Source organism: Methanocella paludicola SANAE (assembly GCF_000011005.1).
Classification (GTDB): Archaea; Halobacteriota; Methanocellia; order Methanocellales; family Methanocellaceae; genus Methanocella; species Methanocella paludicola.
In genome coordinates this window covers 539143-559828 of record NC_013665.1, presented here as the reverse complement: position 1 = coordinate 559828, position 20686 = coordinate 539143, and the positions used below count along the sequence as shown (strand labels likewise).

Below are 20686 nucleotides of genomic sequence, written 5' to 3'. Positions count from 1 at the left end.
TATATTATTGTGTAGATAATAACAATAGTAGGTGGTCTTGATGGATATACAACCAGTTTATCTTGAAACCGATATTGACGAAGTGTACGTAAGGCACGTGTGCGATAAGGGTGACGAGTTCTTCGTAAAGATGATCAAGCCGAAGAATACGAAGTATATGCTGTATGTGAGCGGTAACTCTCTGGCCTGCCCCATCTGTAATAATATGGCGAAGAAGACTACAGAGGCGCCGCTGCCGCAGTCCCGGTAAAGATCGTAATTCGGGTTTCGGGCGCAAAAGCCGTGGGCCTAGGGGACTTTGTGGCTTTTGTGCCTGTTTTGAGGTTTCATACGCTATGATTTTATATTTTTAAATTTTAAAAGCCCGTGGAGCAAACCATTACTCGTTTGGCAGGACAACTTTTTTTCAAAAAACTTTTAAAAGTGTCGTCTCATTCGGAGACGGAAATTTTTTCTTACCTCATAGAGCGGGCGAGGTGGGATTTGAACCCACGGTATCCGGCTTAGGAGGCCGGCGCTATGTCCTGGCTAGGCCACTCGCCCAAAACACGCGCATCCTACTTATCTATCCTGATATATAAACTCTACGAATGAGCAAGCCGAATCAGCAGGCAAAAAAGGCGCTAACACCCACATCACCATTCATGCTTACACCCACTATAACAGCGCTACATACCGGGTTTGCTAATATTATATTTAAAAATATATAAATATCTAGTTTATAATTTTCCTAATTAGGTGATTCTAATGAATGGTAGAAGAGATCCATTGCTGATAATATCGGCGATCCTATTGATCATCGGAGGACTGAACTGGTTACTGGTGGCATTCGGTATCAACATAGTCGAAGCGATCTTCGGCGCTGTCGCGACGAGCATTCTGACCAAGCTTATTTACATCCTGGTCGGGCTTGCGGCGATCTACATGCTCTACCCGCTCTACCAGTGGCTCACGGCGCCCGCAGAGAGGCCCATCATCCGGTAAGTGACGAGCCTCCGACAACACGAGCAAATCTATTTTATTTTTATCATCTTTGAGGCTACGGCCTCCCTTATCCCTTCATCATCCATGAAGTACACCGGCCCGCCGAAGGCGGGCAAGCCATTGATAGACGCCTCACAGACAGCAGGAGTGCCGGTCTCCCAGTAGTCGACAACCTTGATCTTGAGGCCTTCCATGCCGTCCACTGCCTTCCTGATCTTTTCCACCACCATGTGGGGGAGGTGGCACTGGTCGTAGGTGCCGATGACGAGCACGTTCTTGTCCGTGCCACAGTTGAAGCTTAGCTGCTCTATCCTTGGCTCTACGGCGTCGCCAAGCACCGGGTACCTGAGCAGGTACCGCCCGGTAGCGTGGCCCGTGAACTCCACGGCATCCCTGAAGCCGTAGTCTCTGTAGAAGTCATACTGCATGATGGGGGCGTTCTTCAGCGTCAGGACGTCCACGTACCGGCACTTCTTGCCCAGCAGCTTATCGAAGAACTTTACGGCGAACATCTCGTCCAGGATGGCCTTCCTTACGGCCAGCCCCCCGGGCTCCCCGTTACTCTGGGCATACCAGGCGCAGTCGATGACCGCCGTCCTTTTCACATCGGGCGAGAACACGCCCATTGGATGCGCCGAGGCCGGAATGCATTCGACGAAGCCCCGGGCACTGCCGCCATAATAAGCCAGCATCCCCACGGTGCCGAACTTCTCGATCATGTCCAGCAGCCACTGCCGCCGCGCTTTCCTCCCCTCCACGAAGGCGGGATGCTTGCTCATGCCCGGCACGTTGCCGCAAACGCTCATCAGGTCGTCCACGTTTTCGACTGTTATCTTAGCGAATCGTAAGCTCATTGGAACCATCTCAAGGCAATGGGTTGTTTTTGCATTGCCATACCATACTTAGAGAATAAGTATTATAAAACTTAATTGCAAGCGCTCCGAAAGTAATAAGCGGCTCTAAGACTAATAAGATCGCTCGAAGACTTTTTTCAGCCACAAAGCGACACGAAGCAGGCCTGAAGCTACACAAAGAAAATAATAAAATGTTTTTTAAAATCTTAGAGTTACTTTGAGCCGTCTTCGAGTAGCTTTGTGGCTGAAAAACCTTTGAGCATTCTTAATAGGCTTAGAGCAGCTTAAACGAGCCTTGCGCGCACCTCTTCGCCGTGCATCTGCGCCTTCAGGATACGGTCGATGAAGCTGGATCCCCTGGGGATCTTGATAATGCCCGTGCGCCCGACGGTCGCAGTAAAAATATAATCGCCCCCGGTGAGGATCTCGACCGTCTGCCCGGCGAACTTCTTGCCCACGTCCAGGATGACGTGCTTTTTGACCTCCTGCACGCCCACGGGCAGGGTCATCCCCTGCTCTTCGGGAGCGGCCGCCTCCACACGGCCCTCTTCGAGAGTCCGGACGTCGATGTGCGCGCCGGACGCCCGCTCGATCTGGCCGATGGTCTTACCGCCCCTTCCCAGAATGGCGGGAATGTCCTTTTCCCTTACCCTTACGATCGCCTTGTTGTCCCCGACCATTTCGACCTCCACGGGGCCCCTCGCGAACCTGGCGACCTCTTTCATGACGACCTTTTCGTCGGCCTTCCGCGAGGCCTTTTGTGGTTTTTCCGCCCCTACGGGCATGACCACCACCTGCTCGCCGAAGGTGTACACTTCATATTCCGCCCTGCCAGATTCGAGCTCTTTTACGTTAATGACCGGCCTGGCGAGGTCGGACTCGGTCATGCCGGCGGGCACCTTGACCGTGAACTCGATATCGTAGACTTTCTCGATAGAGCCGTGGTCGATGAAGACGACCGTGTCCACGACCTGGGGAATGACGCCTAATTCGACGCGCCCGATGAACCGCTGAATGGCATCGATGGCCCTGGTAGCGTGGACCACGCCGATCATGCCCACGCCCGAAAGGCGCATATCCGAGAATATCTCGAAATCAGACGTCTTGCGCAGCTCGTCGTATATCGTATAGTCGGGCCTCACCAAAAGCAGGATGTCGGCCGTATTCTCCATGCTGCCGTTAAGAGGCGCGTACTGCGTGATCGCCTCGGGCAGCTGAAGGTCACGAGGCGACTCCATGGTCTTCACGATGAAGTCGTGCTCGAACAAAAAGTCGGCGCAGGCCTGCGCGAACGTGGACTTACCCGCTCCGGGAGGGCCCGAGATGAGAATGCCCCGGCGCTTCTCGATGATGCGGTCCTTGAAGGTGCCGCTGTACTTGTAATCCTCGATGCTGAGGCGGGCCACGGGCCTGACGGCAGTGATCTCCACGCCGTCAGAGAATGGAGGCGTGGCGATGGCGATACGCAGGTTGCCTAATTGTACCACGGTGGCCCCGTTCATCTCGATCTCGGTGAAGGCGTTCGGGTCCTGCTTGGCCCGCTCCAGGATCTCGTGGGCCATGTGCAGAAGCTGCTTGTCGGATAGCGTTTCCTTGCCCGCCTTGACGAGCCGCATGTCGCCGATGGTGCCGCGCTTGGCCATGGGCACCACGTCGGCCTTCAGGTGGACGGACATGGTGTCTTCCGTGAAATAATCCATCAGGTCGAAATGCCCGAGCTCATCGATGTCGGGCTTCAGGTAAATGATGTTGATGCCCTTCGCGCGGGCCACGCCCGCCTGCACCTTGTCGCTCGTGACCAGGGCCGCGTCGTTCTCCACGGCGATGTTCCGGATCATGTCGTCGATCTCGCCGCCCGGGGCCATCCGGATCTGGTTCAGCGTGGGCCGGCTGCCCGAGAACTCGATGCTGATCCTCCCCTCCCGGGCCATGGTCTGCAGCTTTCTCAGCTCTTCAAGGCCGTTGAAGCCTATCTCCTTGCCCTGGTTCGCCTGCGTCTCCAGCTCGGAGATGACGGCCTCAGGTACGATTATTAATGCATGCTCGAACTCGCCGGACTCCACTTTTCTGGTGATCCGGCCGTCGATGATGACGCTCGTGTCGGGGACTAGTTTCATCCTATTACACCTGTATGGAAATGGAATTGATAAATCATTGTTATGTTTTGTGCGTACCTTCGTGGTATACGTCGCCGGGCTCGAAGACCTTTTTACCGACGATGCGGCCGTCCACGTCCCGGTAGAAGCACGAGACGTATCCCGTGTGGCACGCCGCCGTGTCCTGCTCTACCAATAACAATAAACAGTCCTCGTCGCAGTCGATGCGAGCCTCTTTCACGTGCTGTACATGGCCCGATTCCTCGCCCTTCTTCCAGAGCTTCTGCCGGCTGCGGCTGTAGTAGTGGGCCAGGCCCGTCTCCATGGTGAGGCGGAACGCCTCCTCGTTCATGTAGGCGAACATGAGCACCTCTCTGGTCTTCACATCCTGCACGATGACGGGTAGCAGCCCGCCCTTAAAGTCCGGCTTGATCATTAATGGCATATTATGGTGTCGTGCGCATTAATCTTTGCATAAAAGTAAAAAATAGGCAGGCGCACGTCACCATGCGCCATTATTTTTAAATGACCTTCGTCGGCCTTATGGTCGCCGTCGGGCTGGGCGAGGGAGAAGCCGCCGTGCCGGGTACGATCGTGGACAGAGGCGGCTGCAGGCTGCGCCGGATCCTCTCGTCTCCCGCCGTAGGCTTTCTCGGCGTCACAGGCATAGTGGCGATGGGGCGCTTAGCCCCTCCGCCTACTGGCGCCTGTGTCGCCTTTATCGTGGGCCTGGTAACGGGCCCCGTCGTAGGACGGTATGTGGCCGATATGGGCCGCTTCGTCGCTATGCCTCCCGGAGCTTTCGTCGCCTGGAAAGTCGGCGTGGCCTTCTTTGTCGCTATCAAAGAGGGCGCTGCTTTCTTCGTCGCGATCAAGGACGGCGAGAACGTGCCGACCGGCCTCCTCGTCGGGATGAGAGACGGAGATATGGTCGCACCTGGCGATATGACCGGCCTCCTCGTCGCTATCAGCGATGCCCTGGGCGACGTGATGGGCCGCTTCGTCGGCCCGATGGTCGGCGAGATCCTCGGCGACACCGTCGGCATGCCTGTAGGCCTGGCCGTAGGGCTTATGGTCGGGCCCTTAGTCGGGCTCACCGTGGGGCCCATTGTCGGCTGCTTCGTGGGCGTCACCGAAGGCGGATGCGGCCGCACGGACACCACGGGTATCGGCACCGGGACGGGCACCGGGTAAAAGACGGGCCACGCGGCCGGGAAACGGATAGGCGTCAGCACCGGGTAAACGGCCGGCGGCGTGACGACGATGACCGGGCCTGTCACGATGTTATAGTTGATCTCCGTGTAATAGTTATTCTGGATGTTCACGATGTACGTGTTCACCAGGGAGTACATCTGCTCGAATCCGACGGCGAATATCCTGAGGGCAGCGCCGTCCACGACGATGGACATGGGCTGGCTCAGGTCGAACTCGCTCGTCTGGCCGTCGGGCATGATGACCGTGAGCCTCTCCACCTGGAACGTCGCTCTGGAGCCCTGCTGGCCCTGCTGCGATATGTCGGCGACCACCATCAGCGAGTTGACGGAAGGCCTCAGAATGCTGTAGAGGTCATCCATGGCCGCCTGGCTCGTCGACTGTATGGACGACTGCAGCTTACCGATGTCGATCTGTACCCGGTTATTACCCGTGTCCATGATGCCCGGCATGGCGCTGCTCAGGTCGTATACGGTGAAAGTCTGTGTCTGCTGGTCCCTCACCGCAAAGCTGTTCACCTGGAAATATATCTGGCTGTCCTGCTGCGACGCTATGCTGACGGACATAGCGACCGTGTTCGTACCTGGCCCCAGGCTGATGCCGGGGGCTCCCGGGACGGCGTATCCTCCGCCGTAATCCACGGGCCCCGGCCCCTGCTGTCCGATGGCGCCGTTGACCGCCATGAGCATAATGGCGCCCACCATCACCACCACTAACAGCAATGCCAGGGGCTTTCTAATGACCGAAAATACCAATTAATCCACCCCATGGATGATTTGAATCACGGATTATATGGTTATTCAAAATCGTTATCGCCAAAAGGCCTGATATCTCTTATAAAATACGGCACAAAAAGCAGCGGGCGCTTGTGCAGAGGGAGGTAGTTTTATATGATAGCCTGCACATTTATGCCTTCAATATGAAGCTCGACCTGGACACCATACTGGGCGCGATGCTCATCTTTATACCCATAAGCATCGCCGCTGAGTTATTACACTTGAATGGCATCATCATATTCTTTACCGCGGCGCTCGCCATCGTGCCCCTCGCCGGGTTCATGGGCAAGGCCACGGAGGAATTATCGAAACAGGTCGGCGCAGGGATCGGCGGATTACTGAACGCTACGTTCGGGAACGCCACCGAGCTCATCATCGCGATATTCGCGCTGCAGGCCGGGCTGTTCGAGGTCGTGAAGGCATCGCTCACCGGCGGCATCATCGGCAACATGCTCCTCATCACCGGGTGCAGCATGTTCCTGGGAGGCCTGAAGAGGGAAAAGCAGACGTTCAACTCCCGCGTGCAGGGCGTCAACTCCACGATGCTCATGATCGCGGCCGTGGGCCTCGTCATGCCCGCGCTCGTCTCCCACCTGTTCGACTTCAACACCGTCGAGGCGCTCAGCCTCGGCATCTCCGGCATACTCATCATCGCCTACGTCGCCAGCCTGCTGTTCTCGCTGAAGACGCACAAGCACCTGTATGACTGCGGGGGGGAGGAGTGCAAGCCCCATATGTCCAGGAACAGGGCGATCCTCCTGCTTCTTGTCACCACGGCCGTCATCGCGCTGGAAAGCGAGATCCTCGTCGGCGCGGTCGAGTCCGTGAGCCTGTCGCTCGGCCTCTCGGAGCTCTTCATCGGCGTGATCATCGTCGCCATCATCGGCAACGCCGCCGAGCATTCGACGGCCATACTGATGGCCATGAAGAACAACATGGACCTGAGCATGGGCATCGCCATGGGCTCGAGCACCCAGATCGCGCTCCTCATCGCCCCGGTGCTGGTCTTCATAAGCTGGTTCTGGGGCAATCCCATGGACCTGGTGTTCAACCAGTTCGAGGTCGTGGCGATCATCGCGTCGGTGGTCATCGCCAACATGATATCGTCTGACGGGGAGTCTAACTGGCTTGAGGGCGCCCAGCTCATAGCGTTATATGCGATGATGGCCGTCGTGTTTTTCCTGATTTAATAGGCATAACGGATTTAGATTCGGCTCCCTTAAAAAATATTGGATGAACGAGCGGGTAAGGCGTTGGCCGGCCGACCTGGGGCTGAGCCTCAGGATGTTCCTCACTATGCTTATCCTGGGAGCCGTCTACCTGGGCTTTTTAACCATTTTATACTGGTTGGGCATCGACTTCTGGTCTCTCATGATCATCGCCGCGGTGATGTTAGGCATTCAATACTTCTTTTCCGATAAGATCGTCCTGGCGAGCAGCGGGGCAAAAATAGTTACGCCGGAGCAGGCGCCGAGGCTGCACGCCATCGTGGATAGGCTTTGCGCCGAAACAGGGCTGCCCAAGCCAAGAGTGGCCATCGTCCCCACGGACGTGCCCAATGCATTCGCTACGGGGCGGAGCCAGAAGCACTCGGTGATCGCGGCCACGCAGGGCCTCCTGAACCGGCTCAACGAGGACGAGATCGTCGCAGTGCTGGCTCACGAGCTGAGCCACGTGAGGAACCGTGACGTCGCCGTGATGACCATTGCCAGCTTCATTTCTACTGTGGCATATTACTTTATCATGTCTTTTGCGTTTGGCGGTTTCAGGAGCCGTGACCGGCAGGGTGGGAGCGGCTTGATGATCGTCTATGTTATTTCGCTTATCGTATACGGCATAAGCCTGCTTCTCACGCGCCTGCTTTCGCGGTACCGGGAACTGGCCGCCGACAGGGGCTCCGCCTACATCACGGGCAGGCCGTCGTGGCTCATCAGCGCGCTATTGAAGATCAGCGGCCAGATGGAGCGCATGCCGAAGAAGGACCTGAGGAGCGAGGAGGGCCTGAACCAGTTCTTCATCGTGCCGGCGCTGTCGGGGAGGAGCATCCTGGAGCTGTTCGCCACCCACCCGAGCCTGGAGAAGCGTATCCGGCAGCTCGAGCGTATGGAAAAGGCAATGGGCGAACAGTGAGGCGTATGGGCCTTCTGGACTTTTTTAGGCCTCGTAGTTTGCCTCCCCCGAAGATCGATGATCTTTTTAAGCTGACTCCTGCTGCTGTCACTATGGGGCAGCTGAGGGTGGAGCCCACGGGCATGGCGGGCATGTGTTTCCGGAGTATCGGGGGCGTCACGTTCGAAGATATGAAGTCGGGCATCCTCAAGGTGCTGGAGAACAGCGCGTTTTTGGCCCGCTTTTCTGTGTTAACGGACCAGTTTGGCTTTACATGGGTGGTCATCGACAGCGATACGCTGGCCGATGCCGTATCCAATGTATATATGGCAAGCCAGCTCCTCATCGAGGGCGGCTTCAGCGACCACATCACGGCGGCCATATTCAGGTTCGAGCAGGGCGACCTGCCCGTGTACTGGGTCTACAATTATCGCCGTGCCGCCTTTTACCCGTTCGCTCCCCGGGGCAATGAGCGGGACATGCAGCTCGAATATCGCCTTCGCCTGCTGGTCATGGACGAGCTGCCCGTGGATAGCCTGGATTACTGGTTCCCCATCTGGGGCATACCGTTCTAAAAAAGTCAGGAGAGGCTCCGGGAGCGCTCGATGAACTCGTGGACGGTCTCGCCCTTGTCCGTGAGCGAGTATACCATGAAGTTGCCCCGCTCGTAGGCCTGGACGATGCCCATCTCCTTGAGCATTTTTAAGTGGTAGGACACGGCGGAGTACTGGAAGCCCAGCATGTCCACGAACTCGAAGACGCACAGCTCGTGGTCGCTCAGCAGCTCGATGATCTTGACCCGGCACGGGTCGCCGAGGCACTTGAAGAGCTGCGCCGTTTCGGCGAAATCCTCTTTTTGGGCTTTTTTGGAATTGTCTTTCGCCTTCGGCGCTGGACGGATACGCAGTGGTAAGTCTTCGCCGCACGTCGGGCATCGGACACTCCCATCTTTCTCCCCCTTCAGCGCCTCGATATCAAAAAATCCGCCGCATCCGGCGCATTCGATGATGTTGTTCCTCAGGGAGGTCACGCCGAAGTACGGGATAAAACCCGTGCCCTTCAACTTATCCTGCACCTGTCTGCGCCCGACCTTATCGAAGCAGCCCTTGCAGTAGATGATCCCGTCGTCCTGGAACTTATCGTCGTAGGGCGTGAGCACGCGGCCGCAGATGCCGCACAGTATTTCCTTTCCACGCTTCGCCCGAGCGCCGCGTATCACGTACTTTGTATAGCACTTCAGGCAGAAGACCTTGCCATCGTCCTTGACCCGGGCATCTTCGGGGGGTATTACGTGGTCGCATATCGAGCACAGGACCTCCATGTTGGTGGTTATTGGAATGCCGGGCGTGTGCTTTTTGTAGCAGTCACTGCAGTAATAGCCGCTGCCTTCCCGCTTCACCAGGCCCAGGGGAAAATATCGTTCGCATTTAGCACACTTAACTTCTATCAATGGGACACACACCATATGAAATGAATAAGTCCTGATCAGGCATCTAAACTATATTCCATATTTCGATAATATACCTTAATCCTTATACCCTTATTAAATCCTTTTCGCATTTCAGTCAATATTGAAAATAGTTTAAAAACATATTGTAATGATAACATTTTTATAGCATTCATTCCAATACATATTGAAATGGTAACAATCGTATGAAAAGATGCCGTTTAAAGATACCGAGTAGTCGCCTCATGGGCCCGGGTTTATTCCGGGCTTGCCGGGATGGCTGTAAGCCCGATATCGTATGGCCAGGGAGTAAGAGGTAGAGAGCGGAGCGCGGTCGATCATGTCTGTGGACAATGAAAAGTACTGGAATATCATATCAGCAAAATACGATTCCATCGTCGACAGGACGATCGGCGATAGGCTCAGGCCCCAGGTGCGGGAAAGGCTGGAGCGTGAGAAGGGCCTGGGCCGGGTCGCGGAGTTCGGCTGCGGTACGGGATATTTTACGAGGACCCTTGCGGAGGTGGCCGACAGCGTCGTCGCCACGGACCTCAGCGACGAGATGCTGGCCCGGGCACGGGAGGGGATGAAGGGCATTATAAACGTGACCATCCAAAAGGAGGACTGCATGAGGACATCGTTCGCCGATAGGGCGTTCGACGCCGCGTTCATGGCGCTCGTTATCAACGTCACGGATAATCCGATGCAGGCCCTGTGCGAGGCGAACCGGATATTGAAGCCGGGCGGCGTGATCATCATCGCAAACCCGGATGGAAGCTACATCGACGTCGCAGACATGCCCGGGACGATGATACGGTTCTCCTCCAATTACGGGTTCGCCGCCGATTATTTTACTAAGGAAGAGTTCGAGGCCATGGAGAAAAGCGCCAGGGGCATATCGGATAACGACCTGCGCCAGATGCTCCCCGCGGCCGGCTTCCAGATCACGTCCCTGGAGATCCTCGGGGACGACACGAGTGCCTCGAATCTCGCCATGGACTACGTCCGGGCCGTCAAGACTTCGGATCGTGCGGCATCGTCGGCCGGGATGCTCAAGAACTATGAAAGAGCGGAGGCCGTGATCGTAGTAAAGGACCTCAGTAAGTACTATGGTAAATTCATCGCCGTCTTCGGCGTCTCGTTCACGGTCCGGAAGGGCGAGGTCTTCGCCCTGCTCGGCCCCAACGGCGCCGGCAAGACCACCATCGTGGAGGTCCTCGAGCTGCTCAAATCCCCGACGCGCGGCTTTATTAGCATCCTGGGAAGCGATGTGCTCATCGGGGCCCCGGTGGGCAATCTATTCATGGCCCAGGACAGGAATTTTGCGGACTTAAAGGAAAAGATCGGAGTACTTCCGCAGGGCTTTAACTCGTTCGAGCTGCTCACGGTCTACGAGAACATCGACTACTTCGCCCGGATGTACTCGAAGCACGTGGACGCCGACCGGCTCATCGATGAGTTAGGGCTGAGGGAGAAGCGGAACGCCCTGTTCAAGGACCTCTCCGGCGGCCTGAAGCAGCGGGTGGGCATCGCCATCGCGCTCATCAACGACCCTGATATCGTCTTCCTCGACGAGCCGACGACCGGCCTGGACCCCCGGTCCAGGAGGGACGTGTGGGAGGCCATCAAGAGGCTCAAGGCGAAGGGTAAGACCATCTTTTTGACTACCCATTACATGGACGAGGCATACCAGCTCGCCGACCGGGTCTGTGTCATCCACAAGGGCAGCATCGTCGCCGAGGGCTCGCCCGAGGACCTCATCAACCGGTATGGCGGAGGCAACACCCTGGTCATCAGAGAATGCAGCCCCGACGCCCTGGAGCCGCTGGCGAAGGCCATACCCGGGAGCACGATCGACGGCAATAACGTAATGGCAAAGCTGCAGGAGGACGATGGCATGGCAAGCATCGCGAAGGCCGTCGAGGTCATCAAGTCCGGCGGCTTCGCCTGCCGGGAGATCTACGTGAAGAAGCCAACGCTCGAGGACGTGTTCCTGAACCTGACCGGCGAAAAGCTGATCGAAGGAGGATAATAAATGCCAATCGCCGTGATGGCCGATACCGGGGCCGGCATAAAGTTCTGGGATGCGGTATCGCAAAAGTACGACAATGCAGTCGATGGGACGATGGGTAAGAATCTTCGGCCGACAGCCCTTGAAAAGCTTAGCCAAGAGGCCGGGTTGGGGAGGGCCGTCGAGCTAGGCTGTGGCACGGGATACTTCACGAAGACGCTGGCCAGGGTGGCTGATAGCGTTGTAGCGACCGACTTTTGCGAGGGGATGCTCGCCAGGGCAATGGAGCGCCTTAGTAGCGCTGGAAATATTACCTTTCAGAAGGAGGACTGCATGAAGACATCGTTCCCGGATGACACGTTCGATACGGTGCTTATGGCCCTGGTATTAAACTACATACCCGACCCGGCAGCGGCCCTGGCAGAAGCACGCCGGATACTGAAGCCGGGCGGCAGGCTCATCATCGTGAACCCGGACAACAGTTTTATCGGAGAGGCTCGTAAAAGGCTGAGCTCTTATAAGCTTATGGCCGGTTATGGGGACGCTCAGGTTAGATACCCTCAGACCTTCAGGAACCTATCGGCCGATGGCCTGTATAAGATGCTTGAAACTGCGGGCTTCAAGATAGAAGCTTCAGAGTTGATCCGGGACGATCCCGGCTCATATGAATGTGCAATCGATGCCATGGAATATGTGAGAGCGGCCAAGGCCACGGAAGATTTTGACATGCTCATGTCCGTCGTGAAAAGCCATGGCAGGCGTGGCAGGCCCGGGAATGCCATTGACGTAAGATACCTGGTTAAGAACTATGGTAAGTTTCCGGCCGTGTGCGGAGTCTCGTTTTACGTTAGGACGGGCGAGGTTTTTGCTTTGCTGGGCCCGAATGGCGCCGGTAAGACGACGATCGTGGAGGTACTCGAATTGCTGAAAACCCCTACCCGGGGCTTTATTAGCATTTTCGGTAACGCCGTTCTCACCGGTATCCGGACGGAGCTAGGCGGCAATCCTTTTCCGGGCGAGAAACGCGATTACGGGAACATCAAGGAAAGGATAGGAGTGCTTCCCCAGGGCTTTAACTTATTCGGCCTCTTGACGGTCTACGAGAATATCGATTATTTTGCCCGGATGTACTCGAAGCACGTGGATGTCGACCGCATGATCGATGAGCTGGGCCTGAGGGAGAAGCGGAACGCCCTGTTCAAGGACCTCTCCGGCGGCCTGAAGCAGCGGGTGGGCATCGCCATCGCGCTCATCAACGACCCGGATATCGTCTTCCTCGACGAGCCGACGACCGGCCTGGACCCCCGGTCCAGGAGGGACGTGTGGGAGGCCATCAAGGCCATCAAGGCGAAGGGCAAGACGGTCTTCCTTACGACCCATTACATGGACGAGGCATATCATCTGGCCGACCGGGTCTGCATTATTAATAAAGGCATAGTTATCGTCGAGGGGACGCCCGAAGACCTTATAAACCGGCACGGCGGGGGTAACGTCCTGGTGATCAGGGAATGCAACGCTGAAGCCCTCGATCCGCTGTCGAAGGCGATCCCCGGCAGTACGATCGAAGGCGACAGCGTGCTCGTGAAGCTGCGGGGATCGGACGGCATGGCGAGCATCGCGAAGGCCGTCGAGGTCATCAAGTCCGGCGGCTTCGCCTGCCGGGAGATCTACGTGAAGAAGCCAACGCTCGAGGACGTGTTCCTGAACCTGACGGGCGAGAACCTCGTGGAAGGAGGCACTTAAAATGTCACGCATATCACGAATGGCCACCGACATCAAGTATAGCCTGGTACAGTTCCTGCGCAGCCGGCAGTCCGTATTCTTCTCGCTCGTATTCCCGGCCGTATTCCTGGTCATCCTGGGATACCTGCTGGGCAGCGACACGGCTGAGGGAGGGGTCAACTATATGGGATACCTGCTGTCGGGCATCCTGGGCATGTGCATCATGTTCTCGGCGCTGAATGAGACCATGGGGACCATATCCAGGTACCGGGCTAACGGCGTGTTCAACATGCTATCGGTAACGCCGATGTCCACCATCGAGTGGAACCTGGCGAGGATCATATCCGGGACGTTCATCGTGCTGTTATCCGTGGCAGTAGCGCTTATCGCCGCCTGGCTGGCGTTCGGTATCCTCCCGGCCATCAACGTATTTTCGGTTCTGCTGGTGATCGCGGGCGCGTTCATGTTCATCGGGATGGGAATGATCATCGCCTACGTCTTCGATGACGTGCGGTCGCCGAACATGGTCTCGCTCATGATCACGCTGCCCCTGATGATGGTCTCGGGGTCGCTATTCCCGATAGAGCAGCTTCCGTTCCTTGTACAGTTCTTCTCGATACTGTCGCCTCTCACGCCGCTGAATGACGGCCTGAGGAGCGCCATGTTCTCGGGCGATTACGGCAGCGCCGCCGTGAGCCTGCTGATCAGTATCGGCCTCGGATTTGTGCTGTTCACCATCGGGGTGGCCATCCTCATGGGCAAGGATGGGCAGGACGTGTAGGAGGGCAAGAGATGTCTCGAATAACGACCGATATAAAGTACAGCCTGCTCCAGTTCTTCCGGAACCGGCAGTCGGTGCTCGTCACCTTCCTCTTCCCGGTGGTCTTCCTCGTCATGGCGTGGTACCTGTTCGGGAGCCGGGCGGACTACGTGATGGGCAATAGCGCCTTGTACGCGGATTTCCTGCTACCCGGCATCGTCGGGATCGCCATCATGGTATCGGCCGTCGACCATACGGTGGGCTTTGTCAGCAGGCTCCGGGCCGCCGGCATCTTCCGCAAGCTGGCGATGACGCCCATCAGGCGGATCGAATGGAATGTTTCCCGGGTCTTGACGGGGACGGTAGTCGTGCTGCTGTCCGTCGCCGTATCGCTCGCCGTGGCCTGGCTGGCGTTCGGCGTCACCCCGGGCCTGAACCTCATCGTGGCACTACTGGTACTGGCCGGCGGGGTCATGTTCATCGGCATGGGCATGGTCATCGCCTATATTATTAAGGGCGACGAAGCGGCCAACGCCGCGTTCACCGTTACGCTGCCGCTCATCTTCCTGTCGGGCTCCATCTTCCCGGTGGGACGGCTGCCATGGTTCCTGCAGGCCGTTGCGGCGATTTCCCCGCTAACCTACCTGAACGACGGCCTGAGGAGCGCCATGGTCACGGGCAACATGAGCAGCGCCGTGGCGGACCTGGCCGTCGTGAGCGCGCTAGCCTTAATATTTTTCAGTATCGGCGTCATAGCTCTCCGGTGGAGGGAGGGTTAACACGCAAGAAGATTTTAAATTTTTAGAGGAAGCGGCATTAGCGCTGGGAGTTACGGGGGCCAGGGTCATCCCGGCCGAACAGGTCGTCGTCGAGGACCGGGTGCGCCTCAAGTGCCGGGTCGGCTGCCCGTCGTACGGTACAAACCTGAAGTGCCCTCCGTTCGTGCCGACGCCCGATGAGTTCAGGCAGGCCCTGAAGGAGTATGGCTTCGCAATGGTCCTAAAGCATAAGCCGCCGGCAATGCCCGAAACCCCGGGTACCGCCGAAGAGCGGCTGGCTGCGTTGCGGACACAGTACAGGGAGTATTACCGGACGACCTTGGCGATCATGCTGGAGCTCGAGAAAGTCGCGTTCGGCCGCGGCTATACCTTCGCCACGGCCTTTGTCGGCGGCTCCTGCCACCTGTACGAAAAATGCAACGTCGAAAAGGGCATGTGCCTGAGCCCGGCGATGGCCCGTATCGCGGCCGAAGCGGTCGGCGTCAACGTGATGAAGACGGCGAAAAACGCCGGCATGGCAGTGAAATTTCCGCCGGAGGCTAAATCGCCCGAGCCAATGGCGTTATTACTCATCGATTAGCTATTATAGAGATGGTGGCCGAAAAATGGACGATGTCGTGATAGGGGTATCCGGGCTCGTTAAGAATTACCCGAACAATCCGGCGGTCTGTAACGTTTCGTTCAAGGTGCGCCGGGGAGAGATCTTCGCCTTGTTAGGCCCCAACGGCGCCGGAAAGACCACCATCATCAAAATCCTCGAGTTCGTCGAGCGCCCCACAAGTGGCTTTGCCTACGTCCTGGACTCGGAGCAGCTATATGCATTGACGAAGGACTATACCGGTATCAAGGAGAAGATCGGCGCGCTTCCACAGGGATTTAAAGGGTTCGACCTTTTGACCGTTTACGAGAACATCGACTATTTTGCGCAGATGTACCGGAAGTATGGGAATGTCGACCGGATCATCGATGAGATGGGGCTGAGGGATAAGCGTAACGCGTTATTCAAGCACCTTTCCGGAGGCCAGAAGCAGCGCGTGGGCATCGCCATCGCACTAATCAACGACCCGGAGGTAGTCTTTTTAGACGAGCCCACGACCGGCCTCGACCCGAAAGCGCGACGGGACGTTTGGGACATGATAAAAGGCCTGAAGGCGCGAGGCAAGACCGTCCTCCTCACGACGCACTACATGGACGAGGCACACCAGCTTGCCGATAGGATATGCGTCCTGAACAGGGGCTCTATCGTTACACATGGGACGCCCGAAGACCTGATAAACAAGTATGGCGGCGGGAACACGCTGGTCGTCAGGGGATGTAGCACGGGAGCCATCGAAAGGCTAAGGGAGGCGCTGCCCGGAAGCCTCGTATCGGGCAACGATGTCACGGTGAGACTAGCCTATGGCGACGGCATGGCAGCCATGGCAAAGGCTATATCGGTACTGGGTGGCGATGGCCATTTGTGCCAGGAGCTCTACGTGAAAAAGCCCACGCTGGAGGACGTTTTCCTGAACCTGACGGGAGAGCGCCTGGATGATGCATAAAATTATTCCACCCTTACGGTAAAGCCTTTATATGGTTAACACCACTGGTTATTTTATAACCGATGTTCAGTATGGTGCGCCCGCGATGTCGATAGCTAGCAGGAAAGAAAGGGAAAAGGAGCAGAGGCATAACGATATTCTCCAGGCGGCCGAGAAGCTGTTCTTCGCCAGGGGATACGAGAGCGTCACCATGGACGACATCGCCCGGGAAGTTGAGCTAAATAAGGCCACGCTGTATCTCTATTTTAAAGACAAGGAGTCCCTGTTCTTCGCCGTTGTCCTGAGGGGCGTCCGGATCCTGGCCTCCATCGTCCGGGAGCGGGTCAGGAATAAAGCTTCGGGCATAGAAAAATTCTGGGCCGCCGGACAGGCATACATCGACTTTGCAGAGCAATACCCCGAATTTCTCCGGCTCTATAACTATTTTCAGTCGGGGCGGTTCGACCTGGAGAGCATGAAGGACGAGATGGAGGCCCTCATCAGCTACGCGCATACGGGTTTCGCGCTGGTATCCGGCGACGACCACGCGAAAGAGATCGTAGCGCTACGGCAGGAAATGCTCACAATACAAAGTAACGCCATCGAGCAGGGCATTAAGGAAGGGACTATCAGGCCTGGCCTGGACCCGGTGGAGGTCGCGGTCGTCTATACGCTGCTCCTCCAGAGTATCCCGAACATGCGCCTGGACCTGAGAAAAGCCCTTGAAGGCCGGGGGATCGATAGAGCGCTGTTCGCCTCCGATATCCGGCAGTTCATGAGCGATATGATCCTGAAATAATAAGCGGATGACGTTCTAGACCAAATCCTTAAATAGGTATAATAACCTATAGTTATTTGATAACTATTAGTTATTTTATAAATATAGGTTAAAATACAGGCGATGAACGATGAAAGTGCTCGTGATCGACTCCAGTAATGGAAGCATGGGCGTACTACTCGACCCGTACCTCGAGGGCATACGAGCGGCCGGAGCGGAAGTGGAAGTGTATAATGGCCGTGACCTGGTCGTTTATCCTTGCTGTGGTAACCTCAACTGCACGGTCAGCACTCCTGGAAAATGCATGCCATACGATGATATGCGGTGGCTCCGCCCGAAGATCGGCGGTGGCGATGCCCTCGTCCTGGCGTCGCCGCTATATTTCGACGGCGTCGTAGGCCATGAAACACCATCTCTCAGGTCGATTAAAGCGAGATTAGTGCCCGATATGGAGCCTTCGGTGAACCATACGTATGAGCACGCAGTCCATACGACCCGGGAAGCTGTGCGATTACGTAAAGTAGTCCTAGTCTCGGGCTGCGGCTTCTGGGAGATCGATGGCCTGAATCCCGTACTTACGCACATCAAGGCTTTCTGCACGAACTCATACCCGGGCTTCGAGGGAAATTTGCCCGGGCAAAGACAGGCTATCCTGAGGGGCGGGCTGAAAGAGGGCACTTCGGGCGATGACATCGTTAAACTGGCAAATGATGCGGGGCGGCAGCTCGTCGGTGGATGCGAAAAAACGATGATCTCGGCGCCTTTGCCATCCGCCGTATCACGAGTAAAACACGAATGGAAGAGCCTGATACTGTATCAATTCTAAGCGATAGGAGGTCAATCAATGCCAAGGTCAAAGAAGCTAATGTCGACTAATGTCGGTTCTATGAAATTAGGGGAAAATGGAACGATGCAGATCGAGGTCTTCCCTCAGAGGCTGCTCAACATCGGGACGGCCCAGAAGCTATTGAACGAGCTGAACACTATAGAGGGCATCATACGGATGGTCGTCTACGGGCCCGGGCTGCCCAGGGATGATCCCGATGACTTGCTTGAAGGCAAGTTCGGCGTGGCCGAGAAGAAGTACTTCAACATCATGGGAGAGATGGTCGAGCTAAGCGTCCAGGTGGGCAGGATATGGATTGAGATCGAGGACACGAAGGCCATAGAAAAGATCCGGGAGGCTTGTGAGAAAGCGCTGCCCTTCCCGTTCGAGCTGAACGAGGGGCTCTATCTGAGGAGGAAAAAGACCGTCTCGGACTATGCGCGCAGGGGGCCGAACGTCGACGACATGAGCCTGGGGATGTTCGACCCTAAGGTAAAGCGTGAGCCGGCGTGCTGCGGGCTCGATCACACGGATAAGAACGAGAGAGTATAAAGTTCATCGGGGGCGGTTAGCCCCCTTTAACCTTATTTTTTTATCCTGTATATGCCCGCCGTTGCCAGGCATGCCAGAGCAGCCAGTACTTCGAACCCGGGCGACGGCTGCGGAGTGGGCGTAGGCGTAGGAGTGGCCGGCTGTGAGGTCGGAGTCGGCATTTCCGTCGGCACGGCGGTTGGCGTGGGCGTAGGCACTGGCGTTGGCGTAGGCACCGGAGTCGGAGTCGGCGTGTCCGTCGGTAAGGCCGGCTTCGAGGCGATGGCCAGGTATACGGGGCGGGAGCCCACGGATATCGTCTTCGTCACGTTGCCGATGTTCCCCGGGAGGCCGCTCGTATCGATGACCGAGATGGCATTCGAGTTAGCGTCGCTGACATAGGCCTTATTGCCGTCAGGGCTGAAGATGATCTGCTGCGGGGAATCGCCCACGTCGATGGTGCCGAGCACGCTCCTGGAGGATGTGTTCACCGCCACGACCTTATTTTCCGAGGGCAGCGTGGCATAGAGCGTGGACCCGTCGGGGCTGACCGCAAGGCCGCCGGGGTTCGAAGGCACTGAGATATCATATTTTATAAAGTAGTCGTGGGCTTTCAGCGCGATCACTTTTTTCTGGTCCTTCAGGCTGATGTAGGCGTACTCGTTATCCGGGGAGAACGTGCAGTAGACGCTCTGGCCGAAGTCGATCTCGGGCGACGCTGACTCGCCCGAGGGGACCTTATACAGGCCGATGGTCTCGAAGTACGCGCTTCCCAGGCATGCCATGCTTCCGTCAGGGCTGACGGCCATGATGTCCTTGTTTCTCGGAAGTGTGATCTTTTGTGCCACGTCGCCGCTGCCGATCTTCGCCAGGTTGATATAGTTACCGTAGAGGACGTAATAGCCGGAGCCGTCAGGGCTTACTGTTATGGCTTTCGGGCCCTGGCCCATGCCGACGTTACGGGAGTCGTCGGTCTGGGTGTCGATGATCCTCACGCCGTCGTAGCACGCCAGGTAAACGTAGTATCCCGTCGGGTCCGCCGCTATGCCATTTATCTGGCCCCCGACCTCGATCGTCCTCAGGACCGCGTCCGTCTGCATGTCTATGACGGTGACCGTTCTCTGGTCCGTGTTCGCCACGTACAGGAACCCCTGCCCCGGGGCCGGCACTGCCGCCTGCGCCATACCGCATGCCAGAAAGGCCAGCGTCACGGCTATAACTATAATAGGAACCCGCCTCATCATTGAACCTCAAGCGCTTGTCGCTTAATATATGCCCGGCCGGATATAAAAATTGCATGGAAACGTATTTAGAAACGCCATCGTAATGTAGGAGAGATGTCGAGAGAGCTAAGCGAGTATGACTGGGATATCCTGAAAAAGCTGTGCCCCGAGCTGAACGATGGTACCTGTGTTTCCTCGGGCCGCATGTACCGGTCCATTTTGCCTCCCCTGTCCAGGCACTATGCGAAGTCCAGGGAGGACTTCATGGAGCGCGTGGAGAAGCTGAGCGATGAGGAGCTTGATTATCTCATCTGCCTTGCGGAGAATGGGGAGGAGAGCCTTACCTGTATCGTGCCCGAGCATAAGGATGCGTTCCTGGAGATGGTGGGGCGTCGGACGACGAAAGAGAGAGCGGCTAAGCTGCGGAAGTTCATCGACTTTTTGGAGACGTTAGGATAAAATATGTGCTTCTTGTTTAATTCTTCCTTATTTCATAGTTATGCTGTCGTGGCGTGTCCTTAACCACAGGGGCGCAGAGGGCACGGGAGTTTCACGGAGACTTTTTTATAATTTGAGGCACGGAGTACTCAGAGTCTCATTTTTTATTTTCCTGGGGCACAGAGATTGTAGAGGCACTGGTGGTGAAAAATGGTTTATAGGACCATTCGTTTTATGCCGTTTTTTATCAGCGGTGCGTTAAAGTTAATTAATAATCCCACTCGTTTTCCTGTTATCTTCATGTATGTTAGTAATTGTTGTTCGTAGACGGGGTGGAGTTCTTTGACCGATTTTACTTCGACGATTACCTGGCCTTCAACGAGTACGTCGAGTATGAGGCCTCGTTCTATGTATAGGCCTTTGAAGTCGAGAGGCACGTTGATCTGTGATTGTACTTTTATGCCTCTGAGTTTTAATTCGTGTATCAGGCATTCCTCGTAAATGCTTTCGAGCAGTCCCGGCCCGAATGTCGTATGCACGATGAACGCTGCGTCGACGATCTGTCCTGTTAGCTTATTAATTTCGTCTGGTATGGGGTCTTTTTTCAATACGTTGCTCAT

At 56.4% G+C, this 20686-nt stretch carries 22 protein-coding genes and 1 tRNA gene; 15 read left to right on the top strand and 8 right to left on the bottom strand.

Going from position 1 to position 20686, the window contains the following annotated elements:
* The first annotated feature begins 40 nt into the window (after positions 1–40).
* The gene (locus MCP_RS15275) at positions 41–250 is read left to right on the top strand and encodes a hypothetical protein (protein WP_012899329.1); all 210 of its coding nucleotides are present in this window, start codon (positions 41–43) and stop codon (positions 248–250) included.
* A 218-nt stretch (positions 251–468) separates the two neighbouring features.
* On the opposite strand, the gene MCP_RS02935 is transcribed toward MCP_RS15275, so the two are convergent.
* Positions 469–543, bottom strand: a tRNA-Arg gene (locus MCP_RS02935).
* A 204-nt stretch (positions 544–747) separates the two neighbouring features.
* Here MCP_RS02935 and MCP_RS02930 point away from each other — a divergent pair.
* A complete protein-coding gene (locus MCP_RS02930) occupies positions 748–984 on the top strand; it encodes a DUF378 domain-containing protein (protein ID WP_012899328.1) in 237 nt (78 codons plus the stop codon).
* A gap of 29 nt (positions 985–1013) precedes the next feature.
* Here MCP_RS02930 and MCP_RS02925 read toward each other — a convergent pair whose 3' ends face one another.
* From MCP_RS02925 to MCP_RS02910, 4 genes are all read right to left on the bottom strand, one after another.
* The gene (locus tag MCP_RS02925; protein WP_128859907.1) at positions 1014–1838 is read right to left on the bottom strand and encodes a hypothetical protein; all 825 of its coding nucleotides are present in this window, start codon (positions 1836–1838) and stop codon (positions 1014–1016) included.
* Positions 1839–2122: 284 nt separating this feature from the next.
* Positions 2123–3955, bottom strand: a complete 1833-nt coding sequence (locus MCP_RS02920; protein WP_012899326.1) for a PINc/VapC family ATPase — start codon at positions 3953–3955, stop codon at positions 2123–2125.
* A gap of 40 nt (positions 3956–3995) precedes the next feature.
* The gene (hisI, locus tag MCP_RS02915; RefSeq protein ID WP_128566991.1) at positions 3996–4370 is read right to left on the bottom strand and encodes a phosphoribosyl-AMP cyclohydrolase; all 375 of its coding nucleotides are present in this window, start codon (positions 4368–4370) and stop codon (positions 3996–3998) included.
* Positions 4371–4455: 85 nt separating this feature from the next.
* A complete protein-coding gene (locus tag MCP_RS02910) occupies positions 4456–5901 on the bottom strand; it encodes a PT domain-containing protein (protein ID WP_012899324.1) in 1446 nt (481 codons plus the stop codon).
* 164 nt (positions 5902–6065) lie between these two features.
* Between MCP_RS02910 and cax the strand changes: the two genes are divergently transcribed.
* The 3 genes from cax to MCP_RS02895 are packed head-to-tail and all read left to right on the top strand — an operon-like array spanning position 6066 to position 8606.
* On the top strand, positions 6066–7112 hold the full coding sequence (gene cax / locus MCP_RS02905; RefSeq protein WP_012899323.1) for a calcium/proton exchanger: 1047 nt from the start codon (positions 6066–6068) through the stop codon (positions 7110–7112).
* A gap of 43 nt (positions 7113–7155) precedes the next feature.
* Complete coding sequence (gene htpX, locus MCP_RS02900) at positions 7156–8052, top strand: zinc metalloprotease HtpX (protein ID WP_012899322.1); 897 nt, start codon at positions 7156–7158, stop codon at positions 8050–8052.
* Positions 8053–8057: 5 nt separating this feature from the next.
* Positions 8058–8606: a PspA-associated protein PspAB gene (locus tag MCP_RS02895; RefSeq protein ID WP_012899321.1), complete on the top strand. Its 549-nt coding sequence runs from the start codon at positions 8058–8060 to the stop codon at positions 8604–8606.
* A 5-nt stretch (positions 8607–8611) separates the two neighbouring features.
* Here the strand turns inward: MCP_RS02895 and MCP_RS02890 are convergent, their stop codons facing one another.
* Positions 8612–9481 (bottom strand): ArsR/SmtB family transcription factor, encoded by an 870-nt coding sequence (locus MCP_RS02890; protein ID WP_231845142.1) that lies wholly within the window; start codon positions 9479–9481, stop codon positions 8612–8614.
* 337 nt (positions 9482–9818) lie between these two features.
* Between MCP_RS02890 and MCP_RS02885 the strand changes: the two genes are divergently transcribed.
* The 9 genes from MCP_RS02885 to mcrD all read left to right on the top strand — a co-directional run bounded on the left by MCP_RS02885 (position 9819) and on the right by mcrD (position 18426).
* A complete protein-coding gene (locus tag MCP_RS02885) occupies positions 9819–11510 on the top strand; it encodes an ATP-binding cassette domain-containing protein (RefSeq protein WP_012899319.1) in 1692 nt (563 codons plus the stop codon).
* Between the two features lie 3 nt (positions 11511–11513).
* Positions 11514–13232 carry an ATP-binding cassette domain-containing protein gene (locus tag MCP_RS02880; protein WP_012899318.1) on the top strand — a complete coding sequence of 573 codons (1719 nt, stop codon included), beginning with the start codon at positions 11514–11516 and terminating at the stop codon, positions 13230–13232.
* Position 13233: 1 nt separating this feature from the next.
* Positions 13234–13992 carry an ABC transporter permease gene (locus MCP_RS02875; RefSeq protein ID WP_012899317.1) on the top strand — a complete coding sequence of 253 codons (759 nt, stop codon included), beginning with the start codon at positions 13234–13236 and terminating at the stop codon, positions 13990–13992.
* An 11-nt stretch (positions 13993–14003) separates the two neighbouring features.
* Positions 14004–14750, top strand: coding sequence for an ABC transporter permease (locus MCP_RS02870; protein WP_012899316.1), 747 nt, complete (start codon positions 14004–14006; stop codon positions 14748–14750).
* Between the two features lie 43 nt (positions 14751–14793).
* Positions 14794–15330, top strand: a complete 537-nt coding sequence (locus tag MCP_RS02865; RefSeq protein WP_128566989.1) for a DUF2284 domain-containing protein — start codon at positions 14794–14796, stop codon at positions 15328–15330.
* A gap of 25 nt (positions 15331–15355) precedes the next feature.
* Positions 15356–16291, top strand: coding sequence for an ABC transporter ATP-binding protein (locus tag MCP_RS02860; protein ID WP_012899314.1), 936 nt, complete (start codon positions 15356–15358; stop codon positions 16289–16291).
* Between the two features lie 85 nt (positions 16292–16376).
* Positions 16377–17069, top strand: a complete 693-nt coding sequence (locus MCP_RS02855; RefSeq protein WP_012899313.1) for a TetR/AcrR family transcriptional regulator — start codon at positions 16377–16379, stop codon at positions 17067–17069.
* A gap of 109 nt (positions 17070–17178) precedes the next feature.
* Positions 17179–17874: a flavodoxin family protein gene (locus MCP_RS02850; RefSeq protein ID WP_012899312.1), complete on the top strand. Its 696-nt coding sequence runs from the start codon at positions 17179–17181 to the stop codon at positions 17872–17874.
* A gap of 18 nt (positions 17875–17892) precedes the next feature.
* Positions 17893–18426: a methyl-coenzyme M reductase operon protein D gene (mcrD, locus tag MCP_RS02845; protein WP_231845141.1), complete on the top strand. Its 534-nt coding sequence runs from the start codon at positions 17893–17895 to the stop codon at positions 18424–18426.
* A 32-nt stretch (positions 18427–18458) separates the two neighbouring features.
* Here the strand turns inward: mcrD and MCP_RS16115 are convergent, their stop codons facing one another.
* Positions 18459–19649 carry a beta-propeller fold lactonase family protein gene (locus MCP_RS16115; protein WP_012899310.1) on the bottom strand — a complete coding sequence of 397 codons (1191 nt, stop codon included), beginning with the start codon at positions 19647–19649 and terminating at the stop codon, positions 18459–18461.
* A gap of 93 nt (positions 19650–19742) precedes the next feature.
* Between MCP_RS16115 and MCP_RS02835 the strand changes: the two genes are divergently transcribed.
* Entirely contained in the window at positions 19743–20087 is a 345-nt protein-coding gene (locus MCP_RS02835; RefSeq protein ID WP_012899309.1) for a hypothetical protein, read from the top strand.
* Between the two features lie 194 nt (positions 20088–20281).
* Here the strand turns inward: MCP_RS02835 and MCP_RS02830 are convergent, their stop codons facing one another.
* Positions 20282–20686: a GxxExxY protein gene (locus MCP_RS02830; RefSeq protein WP_012899308.1), complete on the bottom strand. Its 405-nt coding sequence runs from the start codon at positions 20684–20686 to the stop codon at positions 20282–20284.